The following is a 16,291-nucleotide window of genomic DNA, read 5'->3' on the forward strand; positions in this document are numbered from 1 at the left end:
GGGGCGGGCATGCTCGATATCAGACGCATCCCCATCCCCGCATTGATCGGTATCGTGCTGACGGCCATGTTCGTGCTGGCCGCGGTCTTCGCGCCGTGGATCGCGCCGCACGGCAATGGCGAGATCGTCGGTGACGTCTGGGAGCCGATGTCGGCAACGCATTGGCTGGGCACCGACAATCTCGGCCGCGATTTGTTGTCGCGTATGATCTATGGCGCCCGCATCACCTTGTTCATCGCGGTGCTGGCGACCGCGCTGTCCTTCTCGCTCGGCGCCATCCTCGGCTTCTCGGCGGCAGTGTTCGGCGGCTGGTTCGACACGCTGTTGTCGCGCCTCGTCGATCTCCTGATGTCGATCCCGACGCTGATCATGGGCCTTGTCGTGCTCTCGGTGCTGCCAACCAATCTGGTGACTCTGATCCTGGTCATGGGCGTTCTCGACTCGACCCGCGTCTATCGCCTGTCGCGCGCGGTTGCCGTCGACATCAACGTCATGGATTACGTCGAGGCGGCGAAGCTGCGCGGCGAAGGCGAAGGCTGGATCATCTTCCGCGAGATCCTGCCGAATGCGCTGTCGCCGCTGGTTTCCGAGCTCGGCCTGCGCTTCATCTATGCGGTGCTGTTCCTGTCGACGCTATCCTTCCTCGGTCTCGGCGTGCAACCGCCGGACGCCGACTGGGGCGGCATGGTCAAGGAGAACAAGGACGGCATCGTCTTCGGCATAGCAGCCGCACTGATCCCGGCGGCGGCGATCGCAATGCTGGCAATCTCGGTCAATCTGGTCGCCGACTGGGTGCTCAACCGCACGACCAGCCTGAAGGGAGGGCGTGGGTGATGGCTGACAGCAAAGCAAAATCCGGCCTGCTGCTCGACATCCGCAATCTGCGCATCGAGGCGACGGTGTTCCCGCCTGGCGAGGCGCCGAGGAACATTGTGCTCGTCCACGACGTCTCGCTGACGCTGGAGAAGGGCAAGGTGCTCGGCCTGATCGGCGAGTCCGGCGCCGGCAAATCGACTATCGGCCTGTCGTCGATGGGCTATGGCCGCGGTGGCGTACGCATCACCGGCGGCGAGGTGATCCTCAACGGCCGCGACATCCTCAAAGGTGGCAAGGAAGGGTTCCGCAGGCTGCGCGGCCGCGAGGTCTGCTATGTCGCGCAATCGGCGGCGGCGGCCTTCAACCCGGCGCACAGACTGATGGACCAGGTGGTGGAAGCCACGCTGCTGCACGGCACGGCGACACGCGCCGAAGCCGAGAAACGCGCCATCGCGCTGTTCAAGAAGCTCAGCCTGCCCAATCCCGAAACCATTGGCGAGCGCTTCCCGCACCAGGTGTCGGGCGGCCAGCTGCAGCGGGTGATGACGGCGATGGCGCTCTGTTCCGAGCCCGACCTTATCGTCTTCGACGAGCCGACCACGGCGCTCGACGTGACGACGCAGATCGACGTGCTTGCAGCGATCAAGGATGCTATCCGCGACACGCATGTGGCGGCTTTGTACATCACCCATGACCTCGCCGTCGTCGCCCAGGTGTCGGACGAGATCATGGTGCTGCGCCACGGCCGGCTGGTCGAATGGGGCGGCACAAGGCAGATCATCAAGGAGCCGCGCCAGGAATACACCAACGCGCTTGTGTCGGTGCACGAGATCGAGCATGCCGAACAGAAACCCGGCACGACACCATTCCTGTCGGTCAAGAACGTCACCGCCGCCTATGGCCGCAGCCACATCAAGGTGCTGAAGAACGTCTCGGTCGACATCTATCCCGGCCAGACGCTGGCTGTCGTCGGCGAGTCCGGCTCCGGCAAGTCGACGCTGGCGCGCGCCATAACCGGGCTTTTGCCGCCGGAGGAAGGGACGGTCACTTTCGATGGGCGACCGCTTGCCAACAGGCTTGCCGACCGGCCGAAGGAGGATCTGCGCCAGTTGCAGATGATCTACCAGATGGCCGACGTGGCGATGAACCCGCGCCAGACCGTCGGCACCATCATCGGCCGGCCGCTGGAATTCTATTTCGGCATACGCGGCCGCGAGCGCGACAAGCGGGTCGCCGAACTGCTCGACAAGATCGAGATGGGCAAGGGCTTTTCCGACCGCTACCCGGCCGAATTGTCCGGCGGCCAGAAGCAGCGCGTCTGCATCGCCCGCTCGCTTGCCGCCAAGCCGAAGCTGATCATCTGCGACGAGGTGACCTCGGCGCTCGACCCGCTGGTGGCGAACGGCATCCTGAAGCTTTTGCTCGAGCTGCAGAAAGAGGAGAGCGTCGCCTACCTATTCATCACTCATGACCTGGCGACGGTGAAGTCGATCGCCGATTCGATCGCGGTGATGTATCGCGGCGAAGTGGTGCGCTACGGCGCCAAGAGCAAGGTGCTGACGCCACCCTTCGACGCCTATACGGATCTGCTTTTGTCCTCCGTGCCCGAGATGGAGATCGGCTGGCTGGAGAAGGCGATCAAGGGCCGGCGCATGGCGAGCGCCGGCAACTAATGCATGTCGCCCAGAAGTGTGCAGCGGTTCTGGGACAACGACATGCATCTAAACAAAGACCTAAAGCACGTCGCCTGAATCCGTTTCAGCGTGACGCGCTTTAAGCTGGCTTCCTCTTCTCTCCGCATCGACGGGTTTGGCCGGCCAAGCCCTCGATGCTGATCTCTCCCGCAAGACCGCATGGAACCGCCGTGGCGCTCAAATCCAAACTGTTGCTCATCATCCTCGACGGCGTGCCTTACCGGAACTGGCGCCGGCTGATGGGCAATCTCGAAGGCTGGGCGCAGTCCGGCGAGGCGCAGGTTTGGAAGATGCGCTCGGTGCTGCCGTCGACCTCGGCCTGCTGCTACGCCTCGATCCACACCGGGGTCGCGCCGCAGGTGCACGGCATCCTTTCCAACGAGAACCGCTTTCGCGTCACGCAGCCGGATATCTTCTCGGAAGTGAGCAAGGCCGGCGGCAAGACGGGTGCCGTGACCCATTCCTACTGGTCGGAATTCTTCCGCAGCTTCCCGTTCGAGCTTGTCGAGGACATGGAGTTCGACGAGCCCGGCGGGCCGATCACGCATGGCCGCTTCCACACCATGACCGGCTACAATCTCAAGAACCAGATGACGCCGAGCGACGTCGACCTGTTCGCGACGCTGACCATGCTGACGAAGCGCCACGGCATCGACTACGGCATCCTGCACACCTGCACGCTGGATTCGATGGGCCATCGCTTCGGCCATGACTGCCACGAGATGGATCATGCCTGCTACGCCATGGATGCGATGCTCGCCGCCTTCCTGCCTTTGTGGCGCCAGGCGGGCTATGAGGTGATGGTGACGGCCGACCATGGCCAGACGGACCGCGGCCACCATGGCGGCCATAACGACGAGATGCAGGATTTCGCGCTGTATTATTTCGGACCTGCGAAGGGCCCCGAGGCCGACGCGCTGCTCGACCAGCTGCAGCTGGCGCCGACGGTGCTGAGCCGGCTTGGGGTGGCGATACCCGAGACGATGAAGGCGAAGGTGTTTTTGGGGTGAGTACGGCCTTGCCTTCTCCCCTTGTGGGAGAAGGTGGATCGGCGCGTTAGCGCCGAGACGGATGAGGGGTGTTCCAGCGGAGTGAGACGCTGGCATTCCCTGGAGCACCCCTCATCCGTCGCCTTCAGCGACACCTTCTCCCACAAGGGGAGAAGGGAGAGCCTACTGGCAACCTCCCCGCTCTTCGGTTAGCTTCCGAAAATTCCTTGGCGGAGGATGAACCTTTTTGGACCGATCAGCGACAGAGCTACGAGGAGCCAGGCGGCTCGACCGGCCATGAATGCGGCGACGGAAACCGATCGCGCGCTTGTAGACCGGGTCGCGAAAGGCGACAGGGCCGCCGTTCGGCTCCTGTTCATGCGTCACCACGCGCGGATCTACCGCTTCGTGGCGCGCCAGACGGGATCGGAATTGATGGCCGACGATATCGCAAACGAGGTCTTTCTGGAGCTGTGGAAGCAGGCGCCCAGCTTCGAGGGACGCTCTGAAGTTTCCACGTGGCTGCTCGGCATCGCCCGCTTCAAAGCGCTGTCCTCGCTGCGCAAGAAGAAGGAAGACTGGATCGACGACGACGACGCGGCGCAAGTTCCCGACGGCGCCGACACGCCGGAAGTCGTGACCATGAAGGAGGACAAGGCCGCTGCCTTGCGCCGCTTTATCGATGCCTTGGCGGAGGAACACCGCACGGTGATCGACCTTGCCTACTACCACGGGCAATCGGTGACCGAGATCGGCGAAGTGCTCGGCATTCCGGTCGCGACCGTCAAGACCAGGATGTTCTACGCCCGCAAGAAACTCGGTGAAGCCCTCAAGGCCGCCGGTTACGACAGGGGGTGGCCATGAGCGCCGCTGAAAAGATGTCGCGCCGCGACGAGATGGAAACGCTGCTGCCGTTCTACCTGAACGGCTCGCTGGAAGGCGCCGAGCTGGAGGCCGTCGAGGAATGGCTGGCCACCGATCCTGCGGCGCTTGCCGCGCTTAGCGAAGCGGAGGCCGAGTTCTCCGGCACCGCCGCCGCCAACGAGGCGATCCGGCCGCCTGCCGACGCGCTCTCGCGCTTTGCCAAGGCGCTCGACGCCGAAGCGGGCCCGGCGCGCGCGCCGGCCGGCCGGTCTTGGCTTGCCAGCCTGTTCGGCCGGGTGACGGCGATGCCAGCCGGCGTCGCATGGGCGGCGGCCGCGGCGCTGCTTGCGCTCGTCGTGGTGCAGTCCTTCGAACAGCCGGGCGGCAAGGGCAACGATTTCGAGGTGGCCGGCGCCCAGGACGATCTGGCGAAGCTGCCTTTCGCGCTGGTCAAGTTCAAGCCTGACGCCAAGATGGCCGACATCGCCGCCTTCCTCGGCCAGAACGGATTGAAGATCGCCGGCGGCCCGACCGCGGACGGCGTTTTCCACCTGACGATCCCGGCCAGCACAGCGGCCGACTATGACAGGCTTGTCGGCCTTATTGCCGCCCAGCCTTTCGCGGACACTGTGATGCAGGGAAGGAAACCGGTCGATGGCGGCTAAGGCGGCCATTCTTCACGCGGCAATCCTCGCGGCGGCCTTTGTCGCCGCGCCTGCGTTTGCGCAGACCAATGACCCCAACCTGACACAAAAACAGGTCGACTGCCTGGACCGCACAAAGGCGGCCGGAGCCGGCTGCGACAAGGACGGCGGCGCCAAGAATGGCGGCGGAACGCCGGGCACAGGCACGACCACGGGCGGCGCGGTGTTCCTGCCGGCGCTGATCGTCGATTTGTTCCCCAATCCGCCGGCGGGTGCCGCCCCGCAAACGCCGGCGCCCTCGAATGGAACATCGTCAGCGAACGGTTCCGCCAATACACCTGCACCCGCGCCGGCGCCGAGCGGCCCCGTGACGGCGCCTCAAGGTCTCAACCTGGCCGAACCGCCGCGCGCGATCACGGGTGAATTCGTGCCCGACGAGGTGCTGGTGACGGTGGACGGCGATGCCGGCGTTGTCCAGCAGATCGCCAATTCCTTCGGCCTGCAGGTTCGCTCGCAGCGCCAGTCGCTTCTGCTCGGCACCACTTTGGTGCGCTTCGGGATCACCGACGGGCGTCCGGTCGGCGTGGTGCTGGCGCAATTGGCAGCCGATGGCCGCACGCAGCGGCGCGAACCCAACCATATCTATTCGCTGCAGCAGGCGGCCGGCATCGTGAACTACGCGTTCGAGCGCATCGCGCTCGATTCGACGCAGGCGAGCGGCGAGAATGTGCGTGTCGCGGTCATCGACACCGGCATCGACGACACCAATCCGGCTCTCGCCGGCGTCATCGCCGGGCAATATGACGCCATGCCGAACGTGCCGATCGACAAGCGCGACCACGGCACCTCGGTCGACGGGCTGATCGCCGGCGTCGGCCCGCTGGAAGGCATGGCGCCGGGCGCCAGGATCTATCACGCACGCGCCTTCGAAGGCGGCAAGTCGACGATGGACGTCATCCTCTCGGCGCTCGACTGGGCTGCGGAGCAGAACGTTCGCATCATCAATATGAGCTTCGTCGGCCCGAAGAACGACCTGCTCGGCACCGCCTGCCGAAATGCGCGGGCGCTCGGCATCGTGCTGGTCGCGGCCGCCGGCAACAACGGCCCGAAGGCGCCCTATGGCTATCCGGCCGCCTTCGACGGCGTCATCGCCGTGACCGCCACCGACGCCAAGGACGGGCTGATGCCGCAGGCCAATCGCGGCGCCTACGTCTTCATCTCGGCGCCGGGCGTCGAGATGGTGGCGCCGAGCGGCGCCGGCTCCGACGTGGTGACCGGCACCTCGTTCGCGGCAGCGATCGTTTCTGGCGCCATCGCCAACCTCATCCATGCCGCGCCGGACCGCGCGGCCGACGACATCGAGAAGGCGCTGGCGGCCACGGCCAGGGATCTTGGCCCCAAGGGACGGGACAATGACTTTGGTTATGGGCTGCTGGATATCAAGGCAGCCGGGGCGACGAAGGAGTGAGTCCAGGCAGTCGGCTTCAAAATGCCGGGATGGGAGCAACCAGTCGCCCCTTTAAAGAGCCGGACCTAGCCGGACAGGACTTCCATCATAGAAGCGCGACAGCCGAAAGCGGCTGAGATCGTGCCCGGGTTCATGTCCCTGGATCATGTCGGAGACGACGCGGCCTATGCCAGGCCCGATGCCGAAGCCGTGGCCGCTCATTCCCGTCGCGACGAAAAGACCGCCGACCGCCGCCACGCGATCGACGACGGGGACGACGTCGGGCATCGCGTCGATCATGCCGCCCCAGCCGGCATTTAGGCGAACCGTCTCGAATTGCGGAAAAAGACGTTTGAACCTGCGTTCTATCGAACGCAGACGGGCCGGTTCAGGAGCTGGGCTGAGCACTCGCATTCTCTCAAAAGGGCTCCGCGAATCCGGCGCCCAATCGCGCGGGGTCGACCATGCATCGGGGTAGCCTGATGGCGCGAGCAGGAAATAGCGTGTTCCCAGCGGATTGTCCCTGAGGGCGGGAAGATATTTGGTGGCGTGCCGGAAGGCGTCAGGTCCCAGGTAATGCAGATGGCTACCGCCTGCGGCGAGCGTGTAGCCGCCATCCTGCCGGCGCCTGAAAGCGATGCGTTCGTCAGTCGCCGCACCTGCATAGATTTCAGGCAGGGGTTCCGTTGCGGCTACGGTTACCCTGACGCTGAGTTGGGGGATGGAGACGCCATGTCTGCGCAAGAACAGGGACGACCACGCGCCACCCGCGACCAATACGCTGGAGGTCTCGATGTATCCCGCCTCGGTCCACACGCCCTTGATTTTGCCACCTGAGATTTCGAGGGTTCTCGCTGCGCAATTCTCCACGATTTTGACGCCTTTTCGCACGGCAAGCCGGGCAAGTGCCGGCACCGCCAGCCAAGGCTCCGCGCGCATGTCGGAGGGCGTCGTCATCGCGCCCTTGAACCTGCGCGACATACCTTTGATGAGCTTCGCGGTTTCGTCTCCGTCCAGGAGGCGCGTGTCGAGCTGATGGGTCGAGGCGATCTTCATGAACGTTTCGAAGCCGGCCATGTCCTTGTCGGAGTTCGCCAGGTAGGTTACGCCCGTTTGGTTCAGCCCGATGTCTTCGCCACATTCCTCAGCCAGTTGCCGCCACAGGCGAATAGCCTCGATGACGATCGGCAGTTCATCCGCGTCTCGTCCCTGTTTTCTGATCCACCCCCAATTTCGGGAGGACTGTTCGGCCGCAACGCGGCCTTTTTCCAGCAGCGTCACCGGAATGTTTCGGGCCGCAAGAAAAAGGGCCGTCGTTACGCCGATAACACCGCCACCAACGATCACCACCTCCGAAGTCTTCGGCGGCGGCCCAGGGTACTGGATTGGATCCGCTGCGGTGAACGGGAATGTCGGCAATGGTGCACTCTGAAGAGCTGGTTGACGGTCTGGCTTACCGGTTGTCACCGTCCGACATCAGGAGCAGCCGAAGGCGGACCGTTGTCCCACGGACAGCAAGGATGCCCGGGAGGAGGTGGTGGGGGAAGCTGTTGGATCGTGACCTACCCCGGCGCCCCAGCTACTGACCCCCTGACCACCAGATCGACAGGCCAGACCTCGCCTCGCGCCCCCTCTTCCAACCCCGAAATCCGCGCCGCGAGCCGTTCTGCGACGCGGGCGCCGGCGAGGCGGATCGAGGAGCGTGTCGTCGACAGCGGCACCGGGAAATTCTCCGGCCGCAGCCAGGGGAAGACGTCGTCATGCGCGACCAGCGACAGGTCGCCCGGGATGGTCAGGCCGAGATCGCGCACGGCGCGCACGACGCCCAGCGCCATGATCAGGCTCGAGCAGACGATCGCCGTCGGCGGCTCGCTGTCCTCGAGCAGGCGACGGGCGGCGCGATAGCCGTTCTCCTCGGTCATGGTGGCCGAGCGGATATGACGCTCGCCGAGCGCCAGCCCGCTCGCGGCAAGCGCACGACGCATGCCGCGCTCGCGGTGGATGGCGAAGGTCTCGCGGTCGTTGCCGTTGATCAGCGCCAGGCGCTTGTGGCCGAGCTGGACCAGAAGCCGCGCCGCTTCGTGGAAGGCGCCCTCATTGTCGATGTCGAGATAGGGGTAGTCGAAATCGAAGCCCTCGCTGCGGCCATGGACGATGAAGGGAATGCCCAGCGTGTTGACCAGCGCCAGCCGCTTGTCGGCCGGACGCGGCGAGGAAAGGTAGACGGCGTCGACCTGCCGGTTGGCGACGATGCGCCGGTAGGTCGTCTCCTCGTCGTCGGCATCGGCGGGCGAAAGCACGAGGTCGAGCTCATGCGAACGGGCATAGTCGCCGAGGCCGGAGAGGAACTCGACGAAATGCGGATCGATGTCGACGGCCGCGCCCGTCGGCAACACATAGCCGATCATGCCCGACTTGCCGGTGGCGAGGCGGCGCGCGCTGGGGTTCGGCCGGTAGCCGTGCCGCTTGGCGGCATCCATCACCCGGCGCCGGGTTTCCTCGCTGACCTCGGGATAGCCGTTCAGCGCCCGGCTCACGGTGGTCTGCGAGAGCGACAGCATATGCGAGAGTTGCTTGAGGTTCATCGGAGGCCTCCAGCCTCAAAGCGCTTTCAATTCGAATCGATCCGATGATTGTTGACGAAATCGCCAAGTCTGATGAGCTTAGAGGTCGACCGGCGCGGTTTGAAGCAAAATTGCTGCTGCAGCGCCAAAAAACCATGCTGCAGCGCACTTTCCTTGTCTAATCCTTCAGGATTTAAATCGATTGATGAACTCACCCCTTGACTTCCAGATGATTCAATGGCGAGATCAGAATAGCCAAAGCGCTTTGGAAGTCTCTTCGAAAGGTTGCGGTTATCCTTTCGCTGAGTCACAGTTCCGCGGGCGTCGGCGGACGAAATGGAGGTTTCGTCCTGTTTGTGACCATTGGGAGGACTTGCGATGAAGAAAATGCTTCTCTTGGGCGCGGCGTTCGCGGCGCTCACCCTCAGCCTGCCGGCGCAAGCCGATTTGAAGTTCAAGCCGGGCGAGGACCCGAAGTTTCACTGGGCGAACTACGACGACCTCAAGAAGGTCGACCTCAAGGGCGAGACGCTGACGATCTTCGGACCGTGGCGCGGCGAGGACGAGACGCTTGTTCGTTCCGTTCTCGACTATTTCCAGGAAGCGACTGGCGCGGAGGTGAAATATTCCTCGTCCGAAAACTATGAGCAGCAGATCGTCATCGACACCCAGGCCGGCAGCCCGCCTAACATCGCCGTCCTGCCGCAGCCCGGCCTCATCCAGGATCTTGCTTCCAAGGGCGTGCTGACCCCGCTCGGCGACGACGTCGCCGCCTGGATCAAGGAAAACTACGCCGCCGGCGATTCCTGGGCCAAGCTCGGCACCTATAATGGCAAGGACGGCAAGCCCGGCTTCTACGCCTTCCCCTACAAGATCGACGTGAAGGGGCTGGTCTGGTACTCGCCCGACAATTTCGACGAGGCCGGCTACAAGGTGCCGAAGACCCAGGAAGAGCTCGCCGATCTTGAAAAGAAGATCGTCGCCGACGGCGGCAAGCCCTGGTGTATCGGGCTCGGCTCGGGCGGCGCAACCGGCTGGCCTGCGACCGACTGGGTCGAGGACATCATGCTGCGCACGCAGCCGCCGGAAGTCTACGACAAGTGGGTGAAGAACGAGATCCCGTTCACCGACCCGGCGGTGGTCAACGCCATCGACATCTTCGGCAAGATCGCCACTGACGACAAGATGGTGGACGGCGGCGCCAAAGCGGTCGCGGCGACCGACTTCCGCGACAGCCCGAAGGGCCTCTTCACCGTGCCGCCCAAGTGCTACATGCACCATCAGGCCTCGTTCATCCCCTCCTTCTTCCCCGAGAACGTGAAGCTCGGCCAGGATGCGGACTTCTTCCCCTACCCGGCTTACGCCTCCAAGCCGGAACTGGGCACGCCGCTGGAAGTGGCCGGGACGCTGGTGATGATCACCAAGGACTCCAAGGCCTCGCGTGAGTTCATCAAGTTCCTGGAAATGCCGCTCGCGCATGAATTGTGGATGGCGCAGAAGAGCTTCGTCACCCCGTTCAAGGGGGCCAACAAGGACGCCTATGGCAGCGACGCGCTGAAGAAGCAGGGCGAGATCCTCGTCGGGGCCACGACCGTCCGGTTCGACGGCTCCGACCTGATGCCGGGCAAGGTTGGCGCGGGCTCGTTCTGGACCGGCATGATCGATCTGGTCGGTGGCAAGTCCGCGCAGGACGTCGCCGACGGCATCCAGAAAAGCTGGGATGCAATCAAGTAAGCATCCGGCAAACGGGCCGCGCGCGGCCCGCGTTTGGACGCAATTCCGGGCGGAGGCTATAGCGAAGTCGCCGAGCCTTTTCTTGGAATTGCCCTGATATCCTCCTCATCCTCCTACTGGATCCGGGCTACGGCCCGGGTCCGACCGGCGGTCCACGCCGGAAGCCTCCGCGTTTCGAATAACCGAAAGTCGGTGCATCCGGTCGTCAGCCTTGCCTGACCGGTCATGCGCAGGGAGAGGGACCCATGGCGACTCAGATTTTCTCGGCCATATTCGTCATCATCATCGGCGTCGGCGGCTGTGTCGCCTATTTCTGGGGCGCCAACAAACTGCTCGATCTTGTCTTTCCGTCGCGCGGCGTCTCCGGCGCGGCCGCCGTCGACAACCTCCGCCGACAGGGACTGGTGCGGCCGTGGCTGTTCGTCGGCCCGGCGATGATTATCCTCACCATCTATCTGATCTATCCCGTGATCGAGACGCTGAGGCTCTCCTTCCTCGATCGCGGCGGCGCGAATTTCGTCGGACTGGCCAACTACGAATGGGCGTTCGGCGATCACGATTTCCGCAACTCGATCCTGAACAATGTTCTTTGGCTGGCGGTGGTGCCGGCGGCCTGCACCTTCCTCGGGCTGATCATTGCCGTGCTCACCGACAAGATCTGGTGGGGCACGATCGCCAAGAGCCTGATCTTCCTGCCCCTGGCCATCTCCTTCGTCGGCGCCAGCGTGATCTGGAAGTTCATCTACGAGTATCGCGGCGAGGGCCAGGTACAGATCGGCCTGCTCAACGCCATCATCCAGTATTTCGGCGGCCAGCCGCAGGTGTGGATATCGCTGCCGTTCTGGAACAATTTCTTCCTGATGATCATCCTGATCTGGATCCAGACCGGCTTTGCCATGGTGATCCTGTCGTCGGCGCTGCGCGGTATTCCGGAAGAGACGCTGGAAGCGGCGGTCATCGACGGCGCCAACCCGTTCCAGATCTTCTGGAAGATCATGGTGCCGCAAATCTGGGGCACGATCGCCGTTGTCTGGACCACCATCACCATCCTGGTGCTGAAGGTGTTCGACATCGTGCTGACCATGACCAACGGCCAATGGAACAGCCAGGTGCTCGCCAACCTGATGTTCGACTGGATGTTCCGCGGCGGCGGCGATTTCGGCCGCGGGGCGACAATCGCAATCATCATCATGATCGCGGTCATCCCGATCATGATCTGGAACATCCGCCAGGCCAACAAAGAGACGGGAGGGCATTGAGATGGCTGCGACCCGCGGAAAGTCCTTCGCCGGCCGGTTCGGCGTCCATATCGCCGTGCTCGTCTTTGTGGTGATCTGGACCATCCCGACGCTCGGCATTCTCGTCTCATCGCTGCGCGACAAGGACCAGATCGTCGCGTCGGGCTGGTGGAATTCCTTCGCCAGTTCCAGCCAAACCGAGGCTGGGCGGCTGCCGGCCGCCTCGGCGCAGGTGCAGAAGGACGGCAAGTATGTCATCGAAGGCAACATCTTCGGCGATGGCGCCAAGCGCGACATAAGCGCCTTCGGCTTCAAGGCGGCGACACCGACACAATACAAGGCCGGCACAGCGGCCGATCTTGGCGACGGCGTCACCTTGCAGGTGAATGCGGATGGCGGCTTCGTGCTCGCCTCGCCGAAGGCCTTCGAGGGCGATCGCGGCCAACGCGTCTATTTCGCCTCCTCCGCGCCGCCGAAATTCACCTCGGAGAACTACAACGCCGTGCTGTTTTCCGAAGGCATCGGCCGCTCGTTCATGAACTCGCTGACGGTGACCATCCCGGCAACGATCATCCCCATACTGATCGCGGCCTTCGCGGCCTATGCATTGGCCTGGATGCGCTTTCCGGGTCGGGCGCTGTTGATTGCCGTCATCATCGGCCTGCTGGTCGTGCCGCTGCAGATGTCGCTGATCCCGCTGCTCAAGCTCTACAATGGCGTCGGCACCTTCTTCGGCGTGCCGTCCAAGACCTATCTCGGCATCTGGCTGGCGCATACCGGCTTCGGCCTGCCTTTCGCCATCTACCTGCTCAGGAGCTACATTGCCGGCCTGCCGCGCGAGATCATGGAATCGGCGCGCATCGACGGCGCCAGCGACTTCGAGATCTTCGTCAAGATCGTGCTGCCGCTGTCCTTCCCGGTGCTTGCCTCCTTCGCCATCTTCCAGTTCCTGTGGGTATGGAACGATCTCCTGGTGGCGATGGTTTTCCTCGGTACGGCACCCGATCAGATCGTGCTGACGGCCAAGCTCAACGCGCTGCTCGGCTCGCGCGGCGGCAACTGGGAGATCCTGACGACATCGGCATTCATCACCATCATCGTGCCGCTGGCCGTGTTCTTCTCGCTGCAGCGCTATTTCGTCCGCGGGCTGCTTGCCGGCTCGGTGAAAGGAGGTTGAAGACATGCAAACGGCTTTGAAGGCGACTTCGAGACCAGACCCCGCCGTCGACCGCGACTGGTGGCGGGGCGCGGTGATCTACCAGATCTATCCGCGCTCCTACCAGGACTCGAACGACGACGGCATCGGCGACCTGAAAGGCATCGTGCGGCGCCTGCCCTACATCGCCTCGCTCGGCGTCGACGCCATCTGGATCTCGCCCTTCTTCAAGTCGCCGATGAAGGATTTCGGCTACGACGTGTCTGATTATTGCGACGTCGACCCGATGTTCGGCACGCTGGCCGATTTCGACGCGCTGGTGGCGGAAGCCCATCGGCTGGGCCTCAAGGTGATGATCGACGAGGTGCTGTCGCACACCGCCGACATCCACCCCTGGTTCAAGGAAAGCCGCTCGAGCCGCGGCAATCCGAAAGCCGACTGGTATGTGTGGGCCGACGCCAAGCCCGACGGCACGCCGCCCAACAACTGGCTGTCGATCTTCGGCGGCTCGGCCTGGCAGTGGGACACCAGCCGCCAGCAATACTACATGCACAATTTCCTGGCCGAGCAGCCCGACCTCAACTTCCACAACGCAGAAGTCCAGGACGCGCTGCTCGACATCACCCGCTTCTGGCTTGAGCGCGGCGTCGACGGCTTCCGCCTCGACACGATCAATTTCTACTTCCACAGCCGGGGGCTGGAGGACAATCCGCCACTGCCGCCGGAACAGCGCAACGACCAGACCGCGCCCGCGGTCAATCCCTACAACTACCAGGACCATATCTACGACAAGAGCCGGCCGGAGAACCTCGGCTTCCTTGAGCGTTTTCGCGCGCTGCTCGACGAATATCCGGCGCAGGCTGCCGTCGGCGAGGTCGGCGATTCACAACGCGGCCTTGAAGTGGTCGCCGCCTACACCGCCGACGGCAAGCGCGTGCATATGTGCTATTCCTTCGACTTCCTGGCGCCGGAGAAGATCAGCGCCGCGAAAGCGCGCGCGGTGCTGGAGGCTTTCGGCACGGTCGCCAGCGACGGCTGGTCGTGCTGGGCGTTCTCCAACCATGACGTGATGCGCGTGGCCTCGCGCTGGGCCGCCAACGAGGCCGATCCGACCGCCTATCTCAAGGTGATCTCGGCGCTGTTGATGTCGCTGCGCGGCTCGGTCTGCATCTATCAAGGCGAAGAGCTCGGCCTTGGCGAGGCGGAGCTGAAATTCGAAGACCTGCAAGACCCCTACGGCATCCGCTTCTGGCCGGAATTCAAGGGCCGCGACGGCTGCCGCACGCCGATGGTGTGGGAAGCCGCGGCCAAGAATGGAGGCTTCTCGACCGCCAAACCCTGGCTGCCGGTGCCAGGCAAGCACCTTTCGCAAGCCGTCAATGTGCAACAGGGCGATGCAAGCTCGCTGCTCGAGCATTACCGTCGCTTCCTCGCCTTCCGGCGCCAGCATCCGGCGCTGGCCAAGGGCGACATCGACTTTATCGAAAGCGATGGCGACACCGTCGCCTTCACTCGCCGCGAGGGCAACGAGCGGATCGTCTGCGCTTTCAATCTCGGCAGCAAGCCCGCCGTGGTCAATCTTGGCCAAGGCGCGCTGCAACCCTTGCCCGGACATGGCTTTTCGGGACAGACTGGCAGCGGGCCGGTCCGCCTCGGCGGATACGGCGCCTGGTTCGGGCGCATCGACTGAACTTGCAGACAGATTTTAACGGGAGGAGAAAATCATGGCCGATGTCACGCTCAACCAGGTGAAGAAATCATACGGCAACCTCAACATTCTCCATGGCATCGACCTCGACATCAAATCGGGCGAATTCATCGTCTTCGTCGGGCCGTCGGGTTGCGGCAAGTCGACCTTGCTACGGTCGATCGCCGGTCTTGAGGAGATCACCTCGGGCGAGCTGAAGATCGACGGCGAGGTGGTGAACGACGTGCCGCCGTCGAAGCGGGGCATCGCCATGGTGTTCCAGTCCTATGCGCTCTATCCGCATATGACGGTCTACGACAACATGGCCTTCTCGATGAAGATCGGCAAGGAAAGCAAGGCGGAGATCGACAAGCGGGTGCGGCAGGCGGCCGAAATCCTGCAGCTGACCAAATATCTCGACCGCCTGCCCAAGGCGATGTCGGGCGGCCAGCGCCAGCGCGTCGCCATCGGCCGCGCCATCGTGCGCAACCCGAAAGTGTTCCTGTTCGACGAGCCGCTGTCGAACCTCGACGCAGCACTTCGCGTCGCCACCCGCATCGAGATCGCCAAGCTCAAGGAATCGATGCCGAACACGACGATGATCTACGTCACGCACGACCAGGTCGAGGCGATGACGCTGGCGGACCGCATCGTAGTGCTGAAGGAAGGCGTCGTCGAACAGGTCGGCACGCCGATGGAGCTGTACAAACGGCCCGGGAACCTGTTTGTGGCCCAGTTCATCGGCTCGCCGGCCATGAACATATTGCCGGCCAAGATCGAGAAGGCCGGCAACCCAACCGTGGTCTCCCATGTCGGCGGCCGCAAGGCGACGGTGCCGATCGCGACGCCGGCTTCGGCAAACGGTGCCGCGGTCAGCTTTGGCGTGCGGCCGGAGGATCTCGCGATAGCGACCGGCGCGGACTATCTGTTCGAAGGCAAGGTGGACTATATCGAGCAGCTCGGCGAGGTTCAGCTCGTCTATGTCGATATCGGCCGCACCGACCTGCCGCTGGTGACCAAGCTGCCAGGCAATGTCGAGGTCAAGCGCGGCGAAACGCTGCGGCTCAACGCCGGCGCCGGCGATCTGCACATCTTCGACACGGACGGCCACTCCTTCACGCTGCATCGCGAGGAAGCGAAGGCGGCCTGAGCGCGCAAAGCCCCTGCCGCAGCGGAAGAAGCGGCGGCCATGGCCGCCGCTTCTATTTTAATCGCAGTCGGCTGTTAACGGTTGCCGAAGTGGTCGCGGTCGGCACCCTGCGGAGCCGACTTCTGCACGTCACGCGACGAGTTCAGCAGCTTGTAAACCGTCGAGTCGTCGCGGATCGACGAGGTGCGCGTGGTGTCGACGGCCGGAGCCGGCTGGTTGACGCCGCTGTTGTTGTAATTGTCGCTGCCCGCAAAAGCAGCCGTAGAAACGGCCATCAGGGCCGCGGTGGCAAGAAGGATCTTCTTCAT

15 protein-coding genes are annotated in these 16,291 nt (G+C 63.8%); 11 read left to right on the top strand and 4 right to left on the bottom strand.

Annotated features, from left to right (window positions below):
- The first annotated feature begins 9 nt into the window (after positions 1-9).
- From YU3_RS0127365 to YU3_RS0127390, 6 genes are all read left to right on the top strand, one after another.
- Positions 10-834 carry an ABC transporter permease gene (locus YU3_RS0127365; protein ID WP_027169205.1) on the top strand — a complete coding sequence of 275 codons (825 nt, stop codon included), beginning with the start codon at positions 10-12 and terminating at the stop codon, positions 832-834.
- Positions 834-2,489 (top strand): ABC transporter ATP-binding protein, encoded by a 1,656-nt coding sequence (locus tag YU3_RS0127370; protein ID WP_027169206.1) that lies wholly within the window; start codon positions 834-836, stop codon positions 2,487-2,489. Before YU3_RS0127365 ends, YU3_RS0127370 begins: the two co-directional genes overlap by 1 nt.
- A 191-nt stretch (positions 2,490-2,680) precedes the next feature.
- Positions 2,681-3,520, top strand: a complete 840-nt coding sequence (locus YU3_RS0127375; protein ID WP_027169207.1) for an alkaline phosphatase family protein — start codon at positions 2,681-2,683, stop codon at positions 3,518-3,520.
- A 276-nt stretch (positions 3,521-3,796) separates the two neighbouring features.
- A complete protein-coding gene (locus YU3_RS0127380) occupies positions 3,797-4,363 on the top strand; it encodes a sigma-70 family RNA polymerase sigma factor (protein WP_027169208.1) in 567 nt (188 codons plus the stop codon).
- Positions 4,360-5,028, top strand: coding sequence for a hypothetical protein (locus YU3_RS0127385; RefSeq protein WP_027169209.1), 669 nt, complete (start codon positions 4,360-4,362; stop codon positions 5,026-5,028). Before YU3_RS0127380 ends, YU3_RS0127385 begins: the two co-directional genes overlap by 4 nt.
- On the top strand, positions 5,018-6,475 hold the full coding sequence (locus YU3_RS0127390; RefSeq protein WP_027169210.1) for a S8 family serine peptidase: 1,458 nt from the start codon (positions 5,018-5,020) through the stop codon (positions 6,473-6,475). Before YU3_RS0127385 ends, YU3_RS0127390 begins: the two co-directional genes overlap by 11 nt.
- Before the next feature lie 51 nt (positions 6,476-6,526).
- Here the strand turns inward: YU3_RS0127390 and YU3_RS0127395 are convergent, their stop codons facing one another.
- From YU3_RS0127395 to YU3_RS40835, 3 genes are all read right to left on the bottom strand, one after another.
- Complete coding sequence (locus tag YU3_RS0127395) at positions 6,527-7,873, bottom strand: FAD-binding oxidoreductase (RefSeq protein ID WP_027169211.1); 1,347 nt, start codon at positions 7,871-7,873, stop codon at positions 6,527-6,529.
- A 143-nt stretch (positions 7,874-8,016) separates the two neighbouring features.
- Complete coding sequence (locus YU3_RS0127400; RefSeq protein WP_027169212.1) at positions 8,017-9,039, bottom strand: substrate-binding domain-containing protein; 1,023 nt, start codon at positions 9,037-9,039, stop codon at positions 8,017-8,019.
- Between the two features lie 26 nt (positions 9,040-9,065).
- The gene (locus YU3_RS40835) at positions 9,066-9,440 is read right to left on the bottom strand and encodes a hypothetical protein (RefSeq protein WP_156913614.1); all 375 of its coding nucleotides are present in this window, start codon (positions 9,438-9,440) and stop codon (positions 9,066-9,068) included.
- Here YU3_RS40835 and YU3_RS0127410 point away from each other — a divergent pair.
- The 5 genes from YU3_RS0127410 (at position 9,397) to ugpC (ending at position 15,983) form a co-directional block, all read left to right on the top strand.
- Positions 9,397-10,752: an ABC transporter substrate-binding protein gene (locus YU3_RS0127410; protein WP_027169213.1), complete on the top strand. Its 1,356-nt coding sequence runs from the start codon at positions 9,397-9,399 to the stop codon at positions 10,750-10,752. The two genes, YU3_RS40835 and YU3_RS0127410, sit on opposite strands and share 44 nt — an antisense overlap.
- A gap of 245 nt (positions 10,753-10,997) precedes the next feature.
- Positions 10,998-12,011 carry a sugar ABC transporter permease gene (locus YU3_RS0127415; protein ID WP_027169214.1) on the top strand — a complete coding sequence of 338 codons (1,014 nt, stop codon included), beginning with the start codon at positions 10,998-11,000 and terminating at the stop codon, positions 12,009-12,011.
- A gap of 1 nt (position 12,012) precedes the next feature.
- Positions 12,013-13,167: a carbohydrate ABC transporter permease gene (locus YU3_RS0127420; RefSeq protein ID WP_027169215.1), complete on the top strand. Its 1,155-nt coding sequence runs from the start codon at positions 12,013-12,015 to the stop codon at positions 13,165-13,167.
- Between the two features lie 4 nt (positions 13,168-13,171).
- A complete protein-coding gene (locus YU3_RS0127425; RefSeq protein WP_027169216.1) occupies positions 13,172-14,836 on the top strand; it encodes an alpha-glucosidase in 1,665 nt (554 codons plus the stop codon).
- Between the two features lie 34 nt (positions 14,837-14,870).
- Positions 14,871-15,983, top strand: a complete 1,113-nt coding sequence (gene ugpC / locus YU3_RS0127430) for a sn-glycerol-3-phosphate ABC transporter ATP-binding protein UgpC (RefSeq protein WP_027169217.1) — start codon at positions 14,871-14,873, stop codon at positions 15,981-15,983.
- Positions 15,984-16,057: 74 nt separating this feature from the next.
- Here ugpC and YU3_RS0127435 read toward each other — a convergent pair whose 3' ends face one another.
- A complete protein-coding gene (locus tag YU3_RS0127435) occupies positions 16,058-16,291 on the bottom strand; it encodes a DUF680 domain-containing protein (RefSeq protein WP_027169218.1) in 234 nt (77 codons plus the stop codon).

This window comes from Mesorhizobium sp. WSM3224 (assembly GCF_000427725.1).
In the GTDB taxonomy this organism is placed as follows: domain Bacteria; phylum Pseudomonadota; class Alphaproteobacteria; order Rhizobiales; family Rhizobiaceae; genus Mesorhizobium.